We start from the raw sequence: 16,497 nt of genomic DNA on the forward strand, positions 1-16,497 counted from the left end.
AACAACAACGCGCACACTGCGCGTGTATAACGGTTTGGGCCGGGCCATTGGCCCGGCCCAAACCATTTTCAGATGTAAGCAGAGAACCGGGATGGAATGTGATGGAAGAAGTTCGGAACGTGGGGCACGGTCGAGTCATGGTGGTCGGAGCGCATGGAGTCATAGGGCGCGCCGCAGCTCTGCAGCTCGCGGACGCGGGCTGGGACGTGGTGACCGTTGCCAGGCGTGGGCCTTTGGAGGAATTGAAAGCACGGAGCAATGTCCGGCACGTGAGCGTGGACCTACTGGATCAGGACGCGGTGAAGGAGCGTTTCGCGTCCCTGACGGCGGTCACACACGTGGTCTACGCCGCCTACCTCGACATGCCGATGCGGGCAGCCGTGGCGCCCAACACCGCCATGCTGGTGAACACGCTTGATGCCCTTCAGTCCCTAGGGGGCAACCTCACCAGAGTGGTCATGGTGGGAGGCGGAAAGTCCTATGGGGAACACTTGGGCCACTACAAAACGCCCGCGAAAGAATCGGATGCACGTTTCCTGGGGCCCATTTTCTACAACAACCAAGAGGATGAACTGAAGCAGCGCGCTCTCGACCGGAAATTCTCCTGGACGGTCCTGCGTCCCGATGGGGTATTCGGTTTCAGTGCGGGATCTCCCATGAACATCGTCAACGGATTGGCCGTTTTCGCCGCAGTCAGTAAGGAACAGGGTGTTCCGCTGCGTTTCCCCGGCCTCCCCGGAACGTGGAATGCCCTGCATCAAGCCACAGATTCGGCTCTGCTGGCACGCGCCATTTCCTGGGCGCTGACCGCTGACAGTGCACACGCAGAAATCTTCAACGTAACCAACGGCGATAATTTCCGTTGGAGCCAGCTTTGGGTCGACCTAGCCGAGTTCTTCGACATGCCGACGGCGGAACCCCAGCCGGTGCCGCTGCTTGAGCAAATGAGCGATAAGGAAGACCTCTGGCAAACCATGGTCACCCAGTACGGACTGCGTCCAACCCCATGGGCCACCATTGCCTCATGGCCATTTGTCGAAGGCTGGCTGGCTTCCGACTTTGACATGGTGCAAAGCACCATCAAGATCCGCCAGGCCGGTTTCCACGACTGCATCGACTCCCACCAGAGCCTCCTGAACCACTTGAACTTCCTGCGCAACAACCGCTACATTCCGTAGGCACTATCCGCGGCCAAAAGAAGCCAGGGCCCGTGGTTGCGAGACGCGGGCCCTGGCGGATTGTGGATGGTAAGTAGTGGCGAACTTACCGGGACAGAAGGTAGTCGGGGTCCGGGGCGGAAACCGAGATTCCCTCCGGAGAGAAAACTACTCGGGGGAGGATGGTGGTTGGTTCCTGGACGGCGAGCGCGCCCCAGGCAACCGCCCGGGCCAGTGCCTCACGAACCACCTCATGCGTGAAGGGGGCGGCCGAGGCGTGAGGCAACGCGCTGAGATATCCGGCCAAGGCAGCGTCGCCTGCCCCGGTGGTGTTGAGGACTTTAGCGGAGGGTCCCCGCGCCCAGAGGACCTCGTGCTCGTTCACTTCAACGAGTCCGTCACTGCCCAGGCTGGCCAAGACCGTCCGAACTCCCCTTTTCCGGAGCAGGTTCGCTGCGTAGACCACATCCCGCATGGTCCTCAGCTGCGTTCCGGTGATATCTGCGAGTTCCTCCTTGTTTGGTTTCACCAGGTCCACCGGATTTGCTGAGGACGCCCACGCTCTGAGAGTTTCGCCTGACGTGTCCAGGCAGGTTGAGGCACCAGCCCGGCGTGCCGCCCGAAAGAGGTCTCCGGGATCGACTTCGCGGCCCGTGGTGGTGTCCGCCGGCAGGGATCCTCCGAGGACGAGCCAGTCTGCTTTGACTCGTTCGACTTCGTGAAGTGTTGCCGCGCACAGTTGCTGCCACTTTGCAGTGGACAGAGGTGCGGCACTCTCATTGAAGTTCGTGGTCGCGCCGTCCGTGTCGACAATTATCGCGTTCACCCGTGTGGGCGCAGTGACCTCCACGGTCTTGAAGACTTTCTTACGAACGCTTTCGCTGCCCTCGGCCAGTTCAAGGTCCTCGGCGTTGATGGGCACTACAGCGGTGGCGACATTCCCAGCGAGGCTAAGGGCGCGTGCAACATTGATGCCCTTGCCTGCGAGGTACGTTTCCACCCTGGTGGCCCTGTTGACGTGGCCCTCGACCATTCGATCAAGAAAGTAGACCCTGTCTATCGCAGGAGCGGGAGTGAGGGTGACAATACGCGACAAAGATGATAGCGCGGTCTGCTTCACTGTTTCTCGTGGGCCCAGGGTCTGGAGTGGCTTGGACATAATGGCCTTCATTCACTTCCGCGTGTTCAGGCTAGCCTTGATCTGCTGGGCGACCTTGGCAGGAGACAATCCGTATTTATCCAAAAGGAAATCGTTTGGTGCAGACTCGGACCAGCGATCCTCGAGTCCGATCCGGGTCACCCGCGCGGGCTCTGGTGATCCAGCAGTAAGCTCGCAAACGAGCCCGCCGAGTCCACCCAGCACGCTGTGTTCTTCCACTGTGACAATCAACTGAGCGCCACCGAGTTCATGCAGCAACTCATGCTCATCCAGGGGCTTCAACATCGGTACGTGAATGTGTTTCGCCCCAATACCTTCCAGCTCGAGGGAATCCAAGGCTTGCGAAACCCTTGAGGTCTGCACGCCCGTGGAAACTACCGTGAGATCGGAGCCGTCCCGCAGGACGACAGGCTTGTACGGGGTAAAGACGTAGTCGTCTTCAAAGACGGCCTGAACGGCGTCCCGCGCGAAGCGAATGTAAACGGGTCCGTCGTACTCCGCCACCCACTTGATCGCCGCGCGCGCTTCCACAGCATCTGCGGGGGCGATGACGGTCATGTTCGGCATGGCCCGCATGATGGCGAAGTCTTCGATGTCCTGGTGTGTTTTGCCACTGGAACCGTTCAGCAAGCCGGCGTAGGCCGCCGCAATACGAACCGGTGCCTTGGTCTGTGAAACCAGCATTCTCACTTGGTCCAGGGCCCGGTGGGTGAAGAAGACGCCAAACGAGGACAACCATGGCCGGTACCCGACGGTGCTGAGGCCGAAGGCCATGCCAACAATGTTCTGCTCGGCAATGCCGACTTGGATGAACCTTTCGGGGTGAGACTCTGCCAGGATATCTGCCCTCGTTGACGTTGCAAGATCGCCATCCAGAACGAGTATCCGCTCGTCCAGGTCCGAAAGTTCAGATAGCGTCTCACCCCAAACCTGACGCTGCGCTTTGGTGCTCACTTGGCTGCCTCCATGTTCTGGCCGAGTTCTTCGCGGGCGATCCGCAGTTGTTCTTCAGTGGCTATGCCGTTGTGCCACTTGTACGTTCCTTGGGTAAATGAGACGCCGAACCCCTTGGTAGTGTTCGAAATAATCGCTGTCGGCTTCCCGGAAACTCCGCGAAACGACTGGGCAAAACTGAGCGCGTCCGATATCTCCTTCAGGTCGTGTCCGTTGATGCTGATCGTGTTCCAGCCAAAGCCGGTGAACACGGCCTCCAAGTCCACGTGCCCCACGGGTTCGCTGCGGTCGAAGCGGTCCCCCGGCCCCGCCGGCCAGCCATATTGTTGAAGTCCGTTGACGTCCACGATCGCGGTGAGATTGTCGAGCCCAAACCTTGGCGCGGATAGAACCGTCTCCCACACCATGCCTTCTCCGATCTCGCCGTCACCCAGCATCACCCAGGTATGGAAGTCCTTTCCCAGCTTTTTGGCTCCGAGAGCCATCCCCGCACCGCTGGAGAGGCCTTGGCCCAATGATCCGGTGGACGCATCGACTCCGGGGGTCAGAAGCATATCCGGGTGCCCTTGAAGACGAGAGTCTCCGTGATCAAAGCTGGCCAGTTCGTCTACCGAAAAGTACCCGCGCAGGGCTAGCACCGTGTAGAGACCGATCGCGCAATGGCCTTTCGACAGGACGAACCGGTCCCGGTCCGGGTCCTGAGGACTATTTGGATCTATTCGCAGGTGCTTGAAGTACAGCGATACAAGCACGTCCATAGCGGACAAGGGTCCACCGATGTGTCCGGCTTTGCTGGCGGCAACAGTGTCAATGACCCGCCATCGGGCTTCCTGAATGATGCCGCTCAGTTCCAGGTCTGTACGGACCTCGGTTTTTGTATTCATGGGGTGACCTCTCTCAACGACGTATCCTCAATTTACCGCGATATGGACATCTTGTCTACGAGATGAGAATGAAAAAAGGGCGCGAGCATTAGAGGTAGTTGAAAAGATGTGGAGTCGCTGGTTGCCGCAGGACGAAGCGCGGACCGCAACCAAGCATCAAGAAGAATCCCGGGTTAGCTACAGGGGCACTCCGATGGGAGGGATGACGCGGCAGCAGCCTATAGGGGAGCCTTGAGAGCTTCTTGGATCCGGGAGGCGGACACCATCAACTCGTTGGCATACTCCGGCTCGTTCCCCAATATGTCATCAGTCAACCCGGCCAGTGAGATGGCGCAGCTAAGTTCGCCAGCGGGCCCGAAGACCGGAACACCCAATGCCGAAACGCCGAGGGTTACATCTTCGTTTGAGACACTGTAGCCGCGTTCGCGAATCGCCCTGCCGTCGTGTTCCAGCGAGTCCAGCGAGGTCAGAGTTTTGGGCGTCAATTGTTCAAATGGGGTACCGGAAAGCCGAGCAAGCAGGCCGGGAGAATACGCAAGGACAACCCGGCTGGTTGCACCAGCGTTGACCGGCAACGCGCCGCCGGGGCTGAGAGCAAGAAGGGAGACCCGAGTGCCCCTGACCCAATCGAGGCAGGCAACTCGGTTATCTCTAGGGGCGCAAAGATAGACGGTTTGGCCCGTGACCTGATTCAGCCGTTGAAGTTCGCCTTGCGCCGCCCGAGCTTCGGGGAGCGCGTCCAGAACCGCACGAGCTAGGTGAAGTACTTCTACACCAAGCTGACTACGCCCGTCCTCGGCCGTGGAGACCAGACCTACCAGCCTCAGTGCGTCGATCAACCTGTAGACGCTGGGCCGCGGCATATCGAGCTCCTCCGCCAACTCGCTGATTGGCAGGGCTCCCTTCTCAGCCAGGGAATGGAGCAGCTTACTGCTCTTAGCTAGCAACTGGATTGGCTTGGCCATGGTCCACCCCTCCATCACGTAAATCCGAACCGAGTTTTTCACTCACGACCCGCGCCGCTTGCGTCACCAATGCGACGGCATCAAATTCGCCCGAAAAGAGACGGCGCGACAGTCCGCTGATCGACAGCGCACCGACGACATGACCCTTATGGTCAAAGATCGGAGCGCCAACCCCCCCAATCCCATCAACCCAGTCGGCCTCGGCAACAGCCACACCAGTCGCAGCCGTTTCATCCAACAGCTTCACCAACTGAGCGCCATCGGGGGCTATGGCGCTAATGGGAGACTTGGAGGCGAAATCTCGAAGGTATCCGGCCACGAACTCCGGGCTTTCAAAGGCGAGTATCGCCCTAGGGGCAACCCCCTCCCCCAATGGCAGCGACTCGCCCAGCCGAAGGCTGTGTATCTGGACGTCGCGCCCGTCGATTCTCTCGATGCACACGGCCGACATCCCGCGACGAATGCAGAGGAACACGGTCTCCCGGGAAGCTTCATGGAGGCGGATCAGTTCCGGGAGGGCAAGCTGGCGAAGGTCAAGCTGGGCTTCGAGGCGAGATCCCAGCAGGAGGAAGTCCAAGCCAAGGCGGAACATGCCGCGCTTGGCTCCTTGCTCAACCCACCCGATTGCATCCAGCGACGAGAGCAATCGGTACAGCGAGCTCACGGGCTCCCCTGTCGCTGCAGACAACTGCCCAACTGTGAGCTCCCCCGAGGCGGCCAGCGCCTGAAGAACGGCTGCGGACTTAGTCACCAAGCCCATGCCTCCGGCGGAAGCCTCCGAATTCTCAGTCATAATGCTTCTCTCACCCCGCGGACAACCTTTTCACATTGACGATACGGGGCGGGTTAGCCCCAAGCAAGAAACTTGTATTCCCATCATGCAGACATGTGGTCCGTGTGGCGATAGAATTGGAACGACACCACACAGCAAGGAGAACAAGATGACATTTGTCCCGCTTGAGAGCGAGTTGCTCGCCTCGGTACCCACTGGCCTATTGATTGGCGGCGAATGGCGTCAGGCTGCCTCCGGAGCGACATTCGACGTCGAAGATCCCGCCACAGGCAAGGTCCTGGCAAGCATCGCGGACGCTGCCCCCGAAGACAGCTTGGCTGCCCTCGACGCAGCCGTCGCCGCCCAAGAGTCATGGGCCGCCGTGGCACCGAGGGACCGCGGCGAAATCCTTCGCCGCGCTTTCGAGTTGGTCACAGAGCGGGCCGATGATTTTGCCCTGCTTATGACGCTCGAGATGGGCAAACCCTTGGCCGAAGCCAAGGGTGAAGTCGCTTATGGGGCCGAGTTTTTGCGCTGGTTTTCGGAAGAAGCCGTCCGTACATGGGGCCGCTACTCGGTTTCTCCCGATGGGAAGTCACGTCTTCTGGTTCAAAAGAAGCCGGTGGGGCCCTGCCTCCTGATTACACCGTGGAATTTCCCCCTCGCTATGGCCACAAGGAAGATCGCGCCCGCCGTGGCCGCGGGGTGCACCATGGTACTCAAGCCGGCCAGATTGACTCCACTTACTTCCCAGCTATTTGCCCAGGTCATGCTAGAGGCCGGCCTTCCCGCCGGGGTTCTCAACGTGGTTCCGTCCACGAGGGCTGGCGCCACCACCGGACCGCTGATCAAAGATTCCAGATTGCGGAAGCTTTCCTTCACCGGTTCCACGGAGGTCGGTAGGCGCCTGCTTGCCGATGCCTCGGAGACGGTGCTGCGAACCTCGATGGAATTGGGTGGGAATGCGCCGTTCGTCGTCTTCGACGATGCGGACATCGATGCCGCCGTGGATGGCGCCATGTTTGCGAAGCTTCGCAATATGGGCGAAGCCTGCACCGCTGCGAATAGGTTCATCGTCCAAGAGTCAATCGCTGACGAGTTCACGGAGAAATTTGCATCACGCATGGCCTCACTGACTACCGCCCGCGGAACGGAGCCAGGCTCACAGATCGGGCCCATGATCGATGCCAAGAGCAGGGACAAAATTCACTCCTTGGTGACAGAGGCGGTATCTGCCGGCGCAACGGCAGTTACCGGCGGGGCCCCCGTTGATGGGCCTGGCTACTTCTACGCGCCAACAATTCTCACAGGTGTCACCGAGGGGTCTCCCATTCTCTCCGAAGAGATATTCGGCCCCGTCGCACCCATCGTTACCTTCTCAACGGAGGAGGAAGCGATCCGACTCGCCAACAACACCGAGTACGGGCTTGCTGCCTATGTTTTCACTAGGGATTTGAACCGTGGTTTGAGGATGAGCGAGAAGCTTGATACCGGCATGCTGGGGCTGAACGCAGGGATCATCTCTAATGCGGCAGCCCCCTTTGGTGGAGTAAAACAATCCGGACTCGGTCGCGAAGGTGGACTTGAGGGCATTGAGGAATACCTTTCCACCCAGTACGTCGGCATCGCTGTTCCGTCTGGGGCTTAGGAAATCCAAAAGGGGCGGTGACTGCGATCCGCGCATGTCTTGCAAGGCAACCGCGGGTCGCAGCCGGTCCAATCTGATGCGATGAGATGGGCTAAGAGCGATTTAGACGGCCGAGAATGGGAAGCTGAAGAGTTTGACCGTCAGGAACCTGAGATACAGCGACATTTGCGACCCTCATTAGTATGCCTAGGCTGCGGTGCCCCGGCAGCCTTTCAGTCCTCATCGGCCAGGCGAAGACCCACGTTCGGGGCACGCCACCGAACTGGCTGCGTCGTCTGCACTCCAGGGTGGGGCGTGTTTCGGTACCTCACGTGAGACGCCCAAAGTGCCACTCGGCACTCCGTGGCGCCTTTCAACGTTGCAGCAGGATTTGCGACAGCCTTTCCGACAAGGAAGACACAGCATGCAAGAAGTGAATAAGAAGCGAAAATCAGTGACTGTATTTGCCGACAATCGCCACGAACGCGACGACCGTCTCGAGGCTGCAGTCGCATCACTGCGCGACATTGCCACAGAACTCCGCATAGGGATATTGGTGACGCGGGTGAGCCCCCAATCGTTCACTGTGACGGTCAGTCCGTTGGTGCCATTCGGTATGACGCGGGAGGTGGACGGAAACGCGTAGATCCAGTGCCCAGGTTTCCATATCACCCGTGGCGGAGCGACAACGTGCCTTTGCCGCGGCGTTCGCTGCCAAACATGCAGATGTCCAAAGCGGTGCCGCGCGCGAAGGTGGAATGCATATACCGGAGAACGGCCTGAAGGATTCACCCACGTACGCCACATAGGCAGCACCCCCAAGACTGAAGCACCGGTCTTATCGGCGTGCCTGTATGATTCTGTCGGTCTACTCTGGGATCGTTTGACCAAGACAAGGGCTAGTCATTTTACGGGGACGGAGAGGGCATGTCATTTCCAGCTGATCTGACGGCTACTCTCTCGGGCACGTCTGTCCACCAGTTGTACCTCTGGCGGAAGTCCGGGCTGCTGATCCCCGAAGTTAACGCGGGTCGCCCGCCGCTGTACTCTTTCCGTGACGTAACGGCGCTTCGAGCCATGGCCTTCTTGCGGGCGCGCACGTCCCTTCAGAGCATCCGAACTGCGTTCGGCGCCCTCCGGCCCCTGAACTTCAACGATCATCCGTCGGCTTATAGATTCGAGACCGATGGGAGGACGATTGCGGTTACCGACGCTTCGGGTAACTCCGTTGACCTTGTCCGTTACAAAGGCCAGATGGCTGCTTTCACTCTCGCAGATATCTTCCGTCCCTTCGAGAATCTTCAGAATCAGACTGTCGCGGACTTTGAACATCCGCGGCCCCGTTTGGCGGTGAACGGCGAACGCCTCGGCGGTTGGCCAACCATCGAAGGTACCCGCGTTCCCTATGATGTAGTCACCCAGTTCCTGGGCGAGCAGCCTGCCGACGAAGATTTCGATGATCTCCAGTACTACTATCCCAACGTCAGCCGTGAGGCGGCCGAGGACGCCGTCGATTTTCAAGTGGAAGTCAGCGCCGTTAACCGGGGGTCTGCCGCTTGAAGTTTCTCCTCGACGAGTGCGTCTCGGACCGACTCCTGCCTTCCTTAGAGGCTGCCTTCAGAAACTGCCAGTTCCACTCAGTGGCATCCTTGGATTGGCGCGGCACTCTGGACCCGAAACTGTTTGCGGCAGCCGCCGAGGCGTCATTTGATGTGCTGGTCAGCCTCGATCATAAGATCCTTCGCGTGGATCATGAACGGAATGCCCTCCGTAAGGCCGGGCTACACTTCGCTGCCATCGAACGTCCACCTGTTGGTGTCAGAGGCAGAGACTTCAACGCACTCGTCCTGGCACAGCTTGTATCCTGTCTGACGCTTGTTCTCCGTACGTCACCCACAGCGCCAACGCTTTTTCGCCTCGGTGCCGTGCCCCATGACCACACAAAAAGACTGACCGTGGAGCACATTTGAATGCTTCAGGTGGAGCGATCGTCGGGACGCCGGACGCTTTGCCGCCTGTAACCATCTCATCGCAACCAGAAATGTTTGCTTTGGGTATGCTCTTCATGCTGCAGTCCCATCAGCACTTATTTACGGGGCATTGGCTCAGTCCAGGCTAGGGGGATACAAGGAATGGTGAGCTACGACCTCAAGGTCGTCCAAAGGTTCGGCCACGAGATCGAAGGAGGCGCGCAGTGGCCTCGTCCCCACTGCCCCGTCTGCCGAGAAGGCTGTGTCTCGTGGGATAAGCCAACGGCGACTGAGAACAACCAATCCAAGGAGCTGTGGGACTTCCCGGACTGGGAACCTGATTGGATTTCCGGCAGGATGTATGTGACTGGCCACTGCGAGAACGGCGCCTGCGAACAGCTCATGGCTGCCGTCGGAACGTACAGGGTAGGCGTATCAACGGCCATTGAAACTCTAAACAGCCAGCACCATGGCGAGTTCTATTCCGAGTACTACAAACTGGAATATTTCAGCCCGCCGCTTGTCTTACTAACCCTTCCTGAAGTCGTTCCCGGAAACGTTAGAGCTGCCGTCGAGCGAGCATCCCCCATCCTCTTCGCCGATCCGAGCTTCGCAGCAACCGCTCTGCGGGGTTCGGTCGAACGTTTCATGTCAAGCCAGGGAATACGGGCATTCAATCACAAGGGAACCTGGCAGCCTCTTCACACCCGCATTGACACCTGGGAGGCAGAAACGAAGAGCCATCGAGCAGCCGAACTGCTCCGTGCTGTCAAATGGATCGGAAACGAGGGAACTCACGACGGAGAACCACTTACGGTCAACGACGTAATCGATGGATTGGAGTTCATAGAGGCAGCATTTCACGAGCTGTTTGTGGCCCCCGAGATAACCGAAAGGATGCAAGCCGTGAATCAGGCTAAGGGGCGATATCAGGCCAAGGGACCAGCCCCGGCCTGACATGGTATGGCACGGGTATGGAAACTTCTGATCCCGTACGGTACCCCAGCCGCTATCACGGGCGGGCAGGGCGCCCGCGAAACGAGGGTCTCCCCCACCTCGTTGTTGGTAGCTGGTAGCTGGTAGCTGCGATCGAAGCATGACCATGGTGATTGTCACCCATATTGACTGGCTATCGGCCCCGAAGGCTTGGCTGTGATGGCTGATTCCCAGATGCCGCTTGTGTCTCACTCATCAGGCAAGGCGGGTAACACGCCTGTACTAAGTGGGGGGTAGTGCACACATGACTTCTCGAGATCGCCGCCAAGGGCCTTCGCGACTGCTCCATGCTTTACGGGCGGCATGGTCTTTACGGCAGTCACAAGGAAAGAGATGATCATTGCATGGCAGTCGCAGGCGTTGTGCGCGCACTCAAGGTCACGTCGTGGGCACTTGTTGCCCTCGGTTTCCTGCTGCTGGCGACCGGCATCCTGAGTGGCGTGTGGGCTTGGGTCTACATTGCGGTGGTGGTGGCCATGTCGATCACGGAGTGGGTGCTCAGGGACCGAGAGGAAGTTAGGCAGGAACGGGCTCACCAACCGCACGCCGAATAGAACCAAGCCAGCAGGAGACCACTTCTGGCAGGGCCGCCCATAAGAGTTCGTGGCGGCCACGTCGGTACAGCTAGCCAGTCAGCTCCGCCCAGATCCGTCCGAAGCCCGAGAAGCCAACCGTTTACGACCATGGCTGTGGGCTTAGCGCCCTTGTAGGTGGCCTTGTGCGCCGAAATTCTGACGACGCTCCGTTGGGCCCCGGTCGGGGTCGGCCTGGCAGACGGCGCGTCGTTTTTCAGGGCTGACGCGCCCCATCCCTGACACCAAGCTCGGCGGCAGAAGAGGCGGGTGCCTCAAGACGCCGGACCATATATGCCTGCCAAGAGACGCAGGTGCGCTCATGCCGATTCCCAGTGAGAGACGCAGGTGAATTTGGCATCCTACTTTGATATCCGGCAACCTGCCTGCCCCGGCTTCCGTTTGCACGAGGGACGCAGGTGACAGCAGGCACCGACGCCGACATAGCGACAGGGCCACAGGTGCCTCATGGCAAGAAGCTATGAGCCAGCGTCGCCGGGATACGAGCCCCCGGATTCGGGAGCGAACCAGTATCAGAAATCGTGGAAGGCCTGCCTCAGGGGCAGGCCGCCATTCGACCCAGGGAGGCCCCCCTTCCACTGGACGGGGCCCTACGAATAGAGCTCCCAATGGCCCCGCTACTTGCCCTAACTCACCCCACCCCGAACAGGGCAATTCACCGCCGGAACCCCTGGTTTACCGGCCGTGTAGCACTATTGTAGGATTCCCTGACGGAGTTATATAGGACACATCGTGGTGGGGGGAACTACGTCATGCCAAGACCAAAAGATCGGTTCCGGCGCAGCTGCCTCGTCTGCATCGCAACCAACCCCCGTTACATTCCGCCCAATCCCCATTACGCCAAAGGGCTTTGCGAAAAGCACTACCGGCAGGAACACCGGAAGAAGCAGAAGTGCAAGGCCGCCGGCTGTACAACCCGGTTGGAACCCGGACATTCCCGAGAAGGCTACTGCCGCATGGACGAGCCCCTTTTACTAATGGAACCGATCCGCACACCTGAAGCCATGCGCCGAACCCTGGACAAATTCCTGGGACAGATTGCGCCGACCCGCGACGGGCTCGATGGCCTGTTTGGCTGTTGGCCTTGGACCGGCAGAATCAACAAAGTAGTTCTCAGCCCGACAGGTGAAATACGACCAGGATACGGCGTCATCAGCATCGACAACCACGAATGGCTTGCCCATCGTTACTCATACGGACTCTTCATGGGCGGACACGGAAACCGCCTGACGCTCGACCACGTGTGCCGCAACACCCTATGCGTTCGGCCGGACCACATGATGCCCATGACTTCACGCCGCAACAGCGAATTGGAGCACCGTCGCGCTTCAGAAGAACCCGAGGCAGTTATTCAGGACCTCTTCAGCATCAAGCAAATGAGCGATCAGACAATGCTCTGGGCGATGCTGCAAGGATTGCCCATCGGCAGGGCAACCCCCGGTGAAGGGCCCTTTGCCTACGGGCTGGACGGGCAGACCTTCGAACACGTGGCAGGTCCGGCAGATTATCCACCCGTTGTGCAATTGATCCGGCGAAAGTGACGCTGGGCTACATGCTAACCATGGGGGCCACGCCGGCCCCTCGCTTTAGGTCCTTGGACGTCGCCACAACGTCAGGATTGCTCCAAGGCTGTTCGTTCACTGCCCCTCTGGCTTGTTCATCGCCCTACTACCGCCTCGATAGGGGCTGACCGATGGATGGCGTTCAGCGGGTACAAACAGTTCAGTGATGTCACAGCCCAGGACAGCGGCTATATCCCACAGCCGCTCGTAAGCAACGCTCTTCCGGCCCCATTCGATCCCGATAATCATGTTCCGACTCAGGCCTGATTCCAAGGCCAGAGCCTCCTGCGATAGACCCTGCTCCAGGCGAATCTCCCGGATGCGGCCTCCAACGACCGCTCGTCGTTCCGCCCACCGGAGCGTTTGCTCCTTGGAAGACTGCTGCGGGCGAGTGGGCATGTATCAATGCCAACCAATAATGTCAGGGTTGTCTGCTCCACTAGTGATACATGGAAATGATGAGACCGAAGGAGGACTGTGCAAGGTGACGGCAGTCAACGGTGGCGAAGACCAAATGGATTTAGCGAATGAAGGAAGCCAAATGTTGGAAGGAGGTGATCGCCAAAGACCCTTCGACGACGGTGTCAGAGCGCGGACCTGCAACGGCCCAGGGCGTAGCGGCCAACAGTTTTGTGGCAAGCCCACTCATACAAAAGCCTCTGAGCTATGTAGCTCGCATAGACTCCAGCAAGAGAAGCACGCGGCACTGAAGCCGCTCCGAACCAGAACGGAGAAGTCAACCTGCATCGGTCCTGGTCAGGATGGTGGCCCATGTGGTCGGAAGGTGTACTTCCGCCCAGCGGGGCACGACGACGGCGTTTGCAAAGCCCATCACGAACAGATGCAGCGCCGTGGTTTCATGGGACCCATCGAGTTGCGGCTGCCGCCTCTGACGAGCACTTGCACCGGACCCGGCATCGACGGCGAGAAAGTCTGCGGGCGCCCGTCAGAAGCCCGGGATTCGCTCCTGTGCTCGCCGCATGACAGGCAGCTCAAGAAAAATGGGCTCCTAAAACCGATCCGGAGGGTCAACACTCCCGACGGCCCCTGCACTGGTCCAGGACCTGCCGGAAATCTGTGCGGCCGTGCCCTCGCAAACAAAGGCCTCGGCCTTTGCACCGGTCACTACGCCCAGCACCACAAGGGGAAGGACCTGACGCCCCTCAAGGTGGTTCGGAAACGCGGCGAGGTTGCGTCGTGCCTCTTTCCGGGTTGTAGGCACAACGACGCTCCCGGCGGTGAGGGGTACTGTCGCCACCACTGGCGGCAACAAAGGAACGGCCAGCCTCTGACCCCCTTGACGGGGAAGCCCAACCGGGGGCGGTCGGTGCTTGAGCGTGACGAGAACGGCAACAAGCTATGCATTGGCTGCGACGCATGGAAACCTGAAAGTGCATTCTCGAAAGTATCCGCAGCCACGGATGGCCTTAACTACGTGTGCCGCCACTGTCTCTCTTCCAAAAGACGGACTACCGTCTACGGCATTGGTCTTGATGAATACGAGGCTTTGCTGGTCTCTCAGAACGGGCATTGCAGGCTCTGCCCCCATACCCCAACCGCGGAGATGCCTCTTGTGGTAGATCACAACCATAAATGCTGCCCCGGTCCCGCTTCCTGCGGACACTGCATTCGCGGCCTTTTGTGCCAAAGGTGCAACCAAGGCCTAGGACTGCTGCAAGAAAACGCCGACATACTAATGCTTGCTGCCGCATATGTGCTGCTCAACGACTCCGCACTTACGCTTCTTAGCTGAAACATGCGGGAGGCTAGCGACCACCCTCCGCCCCGTTGGCTGACAGGACGATCTGCATGCCGCACTGGATACCCTGTCACCGCCAACCGCGTGAATTGAAGTGACCAGCAGATACGAGGTGGTGGGCATCGGGCCCGCCTCCGCGTCGCGCCCGTGCGAGCGCCTTTGACATGGGCCAGTCGTTCCGAACCGGACCCGTATCTTCCGGTAGGGATGGAAGAGCCTCGTCAGATCACCATCTGCAACGGCAAGCTTTGGTCCACGAGGTCCTACACGCGGATGCCTGACGACATGACGAGGCCTTTTCGCCGGCCCTTTCAGGCCTGGCCTCTCGAGGCTTTCGGCCCTCACGAGGCTGTCCTTACGCAAATTATTTGACGACGGTACTCCGCGTGCAGTCCCGCCCCCAGCTGGGTCACAGTCGTCGTCAGAAATTCGCTGTGTATAGCCTGTGGTGGCCTATACAGCGCGGATGCTGGATGAGAACTTAGCACCATGGCGGGGGCTCCACGAGCGCCACCCATTTGCCCGCCGCGCAGGGAAGGTGTTAACAATTGGCTGACACTGGGCGCAAGGGGGGTACACGCGGGAAAACCCCAGCTGATGACCCCAAGCCGCCTGCGCAGCACAGCGCCGGCACAGCCCCAAACCGACGTAGCGCCTCTTCAGCGTGTCGAAGTACTTGGCTTGACTCGGGCTTTCCACCGAATCCTGCGATGGCTTGGACATAGGCATGATTTCGCCTTCCTTAGTGTTGACGCCGCCACCTTGTGGCAAACTGTTTGGTCGCTGAGAAATGCGCATTAACTAAGCGGAGCTTGCTCCGCCCTTCGGGCTACGCGGCGCTCCGCTGTTCCTTCACAGGCCGAATGCGCAATGGCTGACTAGTGTGTGGCCGTGGCGAAAGCGAGGCCACACTCTCCTTGCCTGAATGTCATCTCCTGCCTGAGCAGGAGGATTGGAATTCACGGTCCCGGCCCCTCTGAGGGCCGGAACGCCGGGCCGCCCTCACCAGCTACAGGCAACGCCCGCGCCTTTCGGGGCAAGGGCGTCGCCTGCGCTTGGCTGGTGAAGGCGCGGCGTGTGTTGCTGAGGTAGTTGAACTGAGGTAGTCCCATAAAAGTAGAACTACTGAGGTAGTTCTACTCTGAGGTAGTTACCCTGAGGTTGTTAGGGAACGGTTTGGTCCGGGTACCTCCTCGTGTCTGTGCGAGGTAGGGATACCTCGACCATTGTGAGGTAGGTACCTGCAGGAGGATCAGCACCCAGTGCGGCCTGGAGCACCTACCCAAAAACCCTGCACGCGTTGCCTACGGCTCTTCAGATGCTTCGTCAAGCCCATGAATAGACCGAAACCAGGCGTCCGAATGCATCTCGGGTTCGCCACTCTTGGCCGTTACGCTGGGCTCCGGCCCATCTGCGACAGGCGTTGCAATGACGTACGCCATGGAGTTGTCGAACCGCTGCTGCTTGAGAAGGTAGCCCCTGGATTCGGCAAGAATTGTGTGCCTCGAAATGGTAGCCTTCGAGAGCCCAGTAGCCTTGGAAAGGGCCCTCAGTGACGGAATGGCCCTGCCCGTTGTGTTGTTGGCGAAACTGGCAATCGCCCAGCACACGGTCCGTGTTGTCGTGGGAAGGTCCGAGTTACTAATCGCCGTCGCGTACTGCAGTGGCCGCGAAGGAATTCCCCGAATCGGAGTCGTCACCCGACCTCCCCAGGAAGGGTCAGCCGCCATCCGGCGGAGTAGCGATAGTCGCTCCCGAAGTACCTCTCCAGGTACCCCGCGGACTGAAGTTCGGCAATTCCGGCAAGGACAACATCATCCCTGCACTCGCGTCCGAGCAGTGAATTCAGCTTCTGCCAGTTCCTGGTGGCAATGCGCCCGATACCCATGGAGCGCCCGACTGCGGCCGCCACCGCGCACGCCCTGGTGCTCACAGTGAAGTCGCCGTTGACGGCCTGAATCCAGTTATCCCTGTACGTATTCACTCCGAAGCTCACTTGCCACCAACTCCGCTGACGAAACCGGGACCCGTGAGGATCGAGGAAAAACTCGGCCACGAACGGTGCGTGGCGGTGAATGGGTACATGCATCTCCTAAATG

General features: G+C 59.5%; 18 protein-coding genes. 9 read left to right on the forward strand and 9 right to left on the reverse strand.

Going from position 1 to position 16,497, the window contains the following annotated elements:
- Window positions 1-101 precede the first annotated feature (101 nt).
- On the forward strand, window positions 102-1,178 hold the full coding sequence (locus MOD31_RS00325; protein ID WP_250819563.1) for an SDR family oxidoreductase: 1,077 nt from the start codon (window positions 102-104) through the stop codon (window positions 1,176-1,178).
- Between the two features lie 85 nt (window positions 1,179-1,263).
- On the opposite strand, the gene MOD31_RS00330 is transcribed toward MOD31_RS00325, so the two are convergent.
- From MOD31_RS00330 to MOD31_RS00350, 5 genes are all read right to left on the reverse strand, one after another.
- Window positions 1,264-2,316: a 1-phosphofructokinase family hexose kinase gene (locus tag MOD31_RS00330; RefSeq protein WP_250819564.1), complete on the reverse strand. Its 1,053-nt coding sequence runs from the start codon at window positions 2,314-2,316 to the stop codon at window positions 1,264-1,266.
- 12 nt (window positions 2,317-2,328) lie between these two features.
- Entirely contained in the window at window positions 2,329-3,270 is a 942-nt protein-coding gene (locus tag MOD31_RS22020; RefSeq protein WP_250819565.1) for a transketolase family protein, read from the reverse strand.
- Window positions 3,267-4,154 (reverse strand): transketolase, encoded by an 888-nt coding sequence (locus MOD31_RS00340; protein WP_250819566.1) that lies wholly within the window; start codon window positions 4,152-4,154, stop codon window positions 3,267-3,269. The genes MOD31_RS22020 and MOD31_RS00340 overlap by 4 nt, the downstream gene beginning before the upstream one ends.
- Window positions 4,155-4,372: 218 nt before the next feature.
- Window positions 4,373-5,119: an IclR family transcriptional regulator gene (locus MOD31_RS00345; RefSeq protein WP_250819567.1), complete on the reverse strand. Its 747-nt coding sequence runs from the start codon at window positions 5,117-5,119 to the stop codon at window positions 4,373-4,375.
- Window positions 5,091-5,912 carry an IclR family transcriptional regulator gene (locus MOD31_RS00350; RefSeq protein ID WP_250819568.1) on the reverse strand — a complete coding sequence of 274 codons (822 nt, stop codon included), beginning with the start codon at window positions 5,910-5,912 and terminating at the stop codon, window positions 5,091-5,093. Before MOD31_RS00350 ends, MOD31_RS00345 begins: the two co-directional genes overlap by 29 nt.
- Window positions 5,913-6,060: 148 nt before the next feature.
- On the opposite strand from MOD31_RS00350, the gene MOD31_RS00355 reads away from it, so the two are divergent.
- The 7 genes from MOD31_RS00355 to MOD31_RS00380 all read left to right on the forward strand — a co-directional run bounded on the left by MOD31_RS00355 (window position 6,061) and on the right by MOD31_RS00380 (window position 12,618).
- Window positions 6,061-7,539 carry an NAD-dependent succinate-semialdehyde dehydrogenase gene (locus tag MOD31_RS00355; protein WP_250819569.1) on the forward strand — a complete coding sequence of 493 codons (1,479 nt, stop codon included), beginning with the start codon at window positions 6,061-6,063 and terminating at the stop codon, window positions 7,537-7,539.
- Window positions 7,540-7,942: 403 nt separating this feature from the next.
- A complete protein-coding gene (locus MOD31_RS00360; RefSeq protein WP_250819570.1) occupies window positions 7,943-8,164 on the forward strand; it encodes a hypothetical protein in 222 nt (73 codons plus the stop codon).
- Between the two features lie 281 nt (window positions 8,165-8,445).
- Entirely contained in the window at window positions 8,446-9,078 is a 633-nt protein-coding gene (locus MOD31_RS00365) for a DUF433 domain-containing protein (protein ID WP_250819571.1), read from the forward strand.
- Window positions 9,075-9,488 carry a hypothetical protein gene (locus MOD31_RS22100; protein WP_374206949.1) on the forward strand — a complete coding sequence of 138 codons (414 nt, stop codon included), beginning with the start codon at window positions 9,075-9,077 and terminating at the stop codon, window positions 9,486-9,488. The genes MOD31_RS00365 and MOD31_RS22100 overlap by 4 nt, the downstream gene beginning before the upstream one ends.
- Before the next feature lie 165 nt (window positions 9,489-9,653).
- On the forward strand, window positions 9,654-10,445 hold the full coding sequence (locus tag MOD31_RS00370; RefSeq protein ID WP_250819572.1) for a DUF4145 domain-containing protein: 792 nt from the start codon (window positions 9,654-9,656) through the stop codon (window positions 10,443-10,445).
- A 383-nt stretch (window positions 10,446-10,828) separates the two neighbouring features.
- The gene (locus MOD31_RS00375) at window positions 10,829-11,038 is read left to right on the forward strand and encodes a hypothetical protein (protein ID WP_250819573.1); all 210 of its coding nucleotides are present in this window, start codon (window positions 10,829-10,831) and stop codon (window positions 11,036-11,038) included.
- A 995-nt stretch (window positions 11,039-12,033) separates the two neighbouring features.
- A complete protein-coding gene (locus MOD31_RS00380; protein ID WP_250819574.1) occupies window positions 12,034-12,618 on the forward strand; it encodes an HNH endonuclease in 585 nt (194 codons plus the stop codon).
- A 96-nt stretch (window positions 12,619-12,714) separates the two neighbouring features.
- On the opposite strand, the gene MOD31_RS22105 is transcribed toward MOD31_RS00380, so the two are convergent.
- Both MOD31_RS22105 and MOD31_RS00385 read right to left on the reverse strand, forming a co-directional pair.
- Entirely contained in the window at window positions 12,715-13,038 is a 324-nt protein-coding gene (locus tag MOD31_RS22105; protein ID WP_374206950.1) for a helix-turn-helix domain-containing protein, read from the reverse strand.
- Between the two features lie 610 nt (window positions 13,039-13,648).
- On the reverse strand, window positions 13,649-13,861 hold the full coding sequence (locus tag MOD31_RS00385; RefSeq protein WP_250819575.1) for a hypothetical protein: 213 nt from the start codon (window positions 13,859-13,861) through the stop codon (window positions 13,649-13,651).
- A 213-nt stretch (window positions 13,862-14,074) separates the two neighbouring features.
- Between MOD31_RS00385 and MOD31_RS22110 the strand changes: the two genes are divergently transcribed.
- Window positions 14,075-14,392, forward strand: a complete 318-nt coding sequence (locus tag MOD31_RS22110; protein WP_374206958.1) for an endonuclease domain-containing protein — start codon at window positions 14,075-14,077, stop codon at window positions 14,390-14,392.
- A 1,310-nt stretch (window positions 14,393-15,702) separates the two neighbouring features.
- Here the strand turns inward: MOD31_RS22110 and MOD31_RS22115 are convergent.
- Both MOD31_RS22115 and MOD31_RS00390 read right to left on the reverse strand, forming a co-directional pair.
- On the reverse strand, window positions 15,703-16,128 hold the full coding sequence (locus MOD31_RS22115) for a helix-turn-helix domain-containing protein (protein ID WP_374206951.1): 426 nt from the start codon (window positions 16,126-16,128) through the stop codon (window positions 15,703-15,705).
- A complete protein-coding gene (locus MOD31_RS00390; RefSeq protein ID WP_250819576.1) occupies window positions 16,095-16,394 on the reverse strand; it encodes a hypothetical protein in 300 nt (99 codons plus the stop codon). The genes MOD31_RS22115 and MOD31_RS00390 overlap by 34 nt, the downstream gene beginning before the upstream one ends.
- Window positions 16,395-16,497 lie beyond the last annotated feature (103 nt).

The organism is Paenarthrobacter sp. TYUT067, from assembly GCF_023656375.1.
Classification (GTDB): Bacteria; Actinomycetota; Actinomycetes; order Actinomycetales; family Micrococcaceae; genus Arthrobacter.

Excerpts from the sequence above, each read along its gene's own strand:
- MOD31_RS00325 (WP_250819563.1), top strand. The coding sequence starts at position 102 with ATGGAAGAAGTTCGGAACGTGGGGCACGGTCGAGTCATGGTGGTCGGA.
- MOD31_RS00330 (WP_250819564.1), bottom strand. The coding sequence starts at position 2,316 with ATGTCCAAGCCACTCCAGACCCTGGGCCCACGAGAAACAGTGAAGCAG.
- MOD31_RS00340 (WP_250819566.1), bottom strand. The coding sequence starts at position 4,154 with ATGAATACAAAAACCGAGGTCCGTACAGACCTGGAACTGAGCGGCATC.
- MOD31_RS00345 (WP_250819567.1), bottom strand. The coding sequence starts at position 5,119 with ATGGCCAAGCCAATCCAGTTGCTAGCTAAGAGCAGTAAGCTGCTCCAT.
- MOD31_RS00350 (WP_250819568.1), bottom strand. The coding sequence starts at position 5,912 with ATGACTGAGAATTCGGAGGCTTCCGCCGGAGGCATGGGCTTGGTGACT.
- MOD31_RS00355 (WP_250819569.1), top strand. The coding sequence starts at position 6,061 with ATGACATTTGTCCCGCTTGAGAGCGAGTTGCTCGCCTCGGTACCCACT.
- MOD31_RS00360 (WP_250819570.1), top strand. The coding sequence starts at position 7,943 with ATGCAAGAAGTGAATAAGAAGCGAAAATCAGTGACTGTATTTGCCGAC.
- MOD31_RS00365 (WP_250819571.1), top strand. The coding sequence starts at position 8,446 with ATGTCATTTCCAGCTGATCTGACGGCTACTCTCTCGGGCACGTCTGTC.
- MOD31_RS00375 (WP_250819573.1), top strand. The coding sequence starts at position 10,829 with ATGGCAGTCGCAGGCGTTGTGCGCGCACTCAAGGTCACGTCGTGGGCA.
- MOD31_RS00380 (WP_250819574.1), top strand. The coding sequence starts at position 12,034 with ATGGACGAGCCCCTTTTACTAATGGAACCGATCCGCACACCTGAAGCC.
- MOD31_RS22105 (WP_374206950.1), bottom strand. The coding sequence starts at position 13,038 with ATGCCCACTCGCCCGCAGCAGTCTTCCAAGGAGCAAACGCTCCGGTGG.
- MOD31_RS22115 (WP_374206951.1), bottom strand. The coding sequence starts at position 16,128 with ATGGCGGCTGACCCTTCCTGGGGAGGTCGGGTGACGACTCCGATTCGG.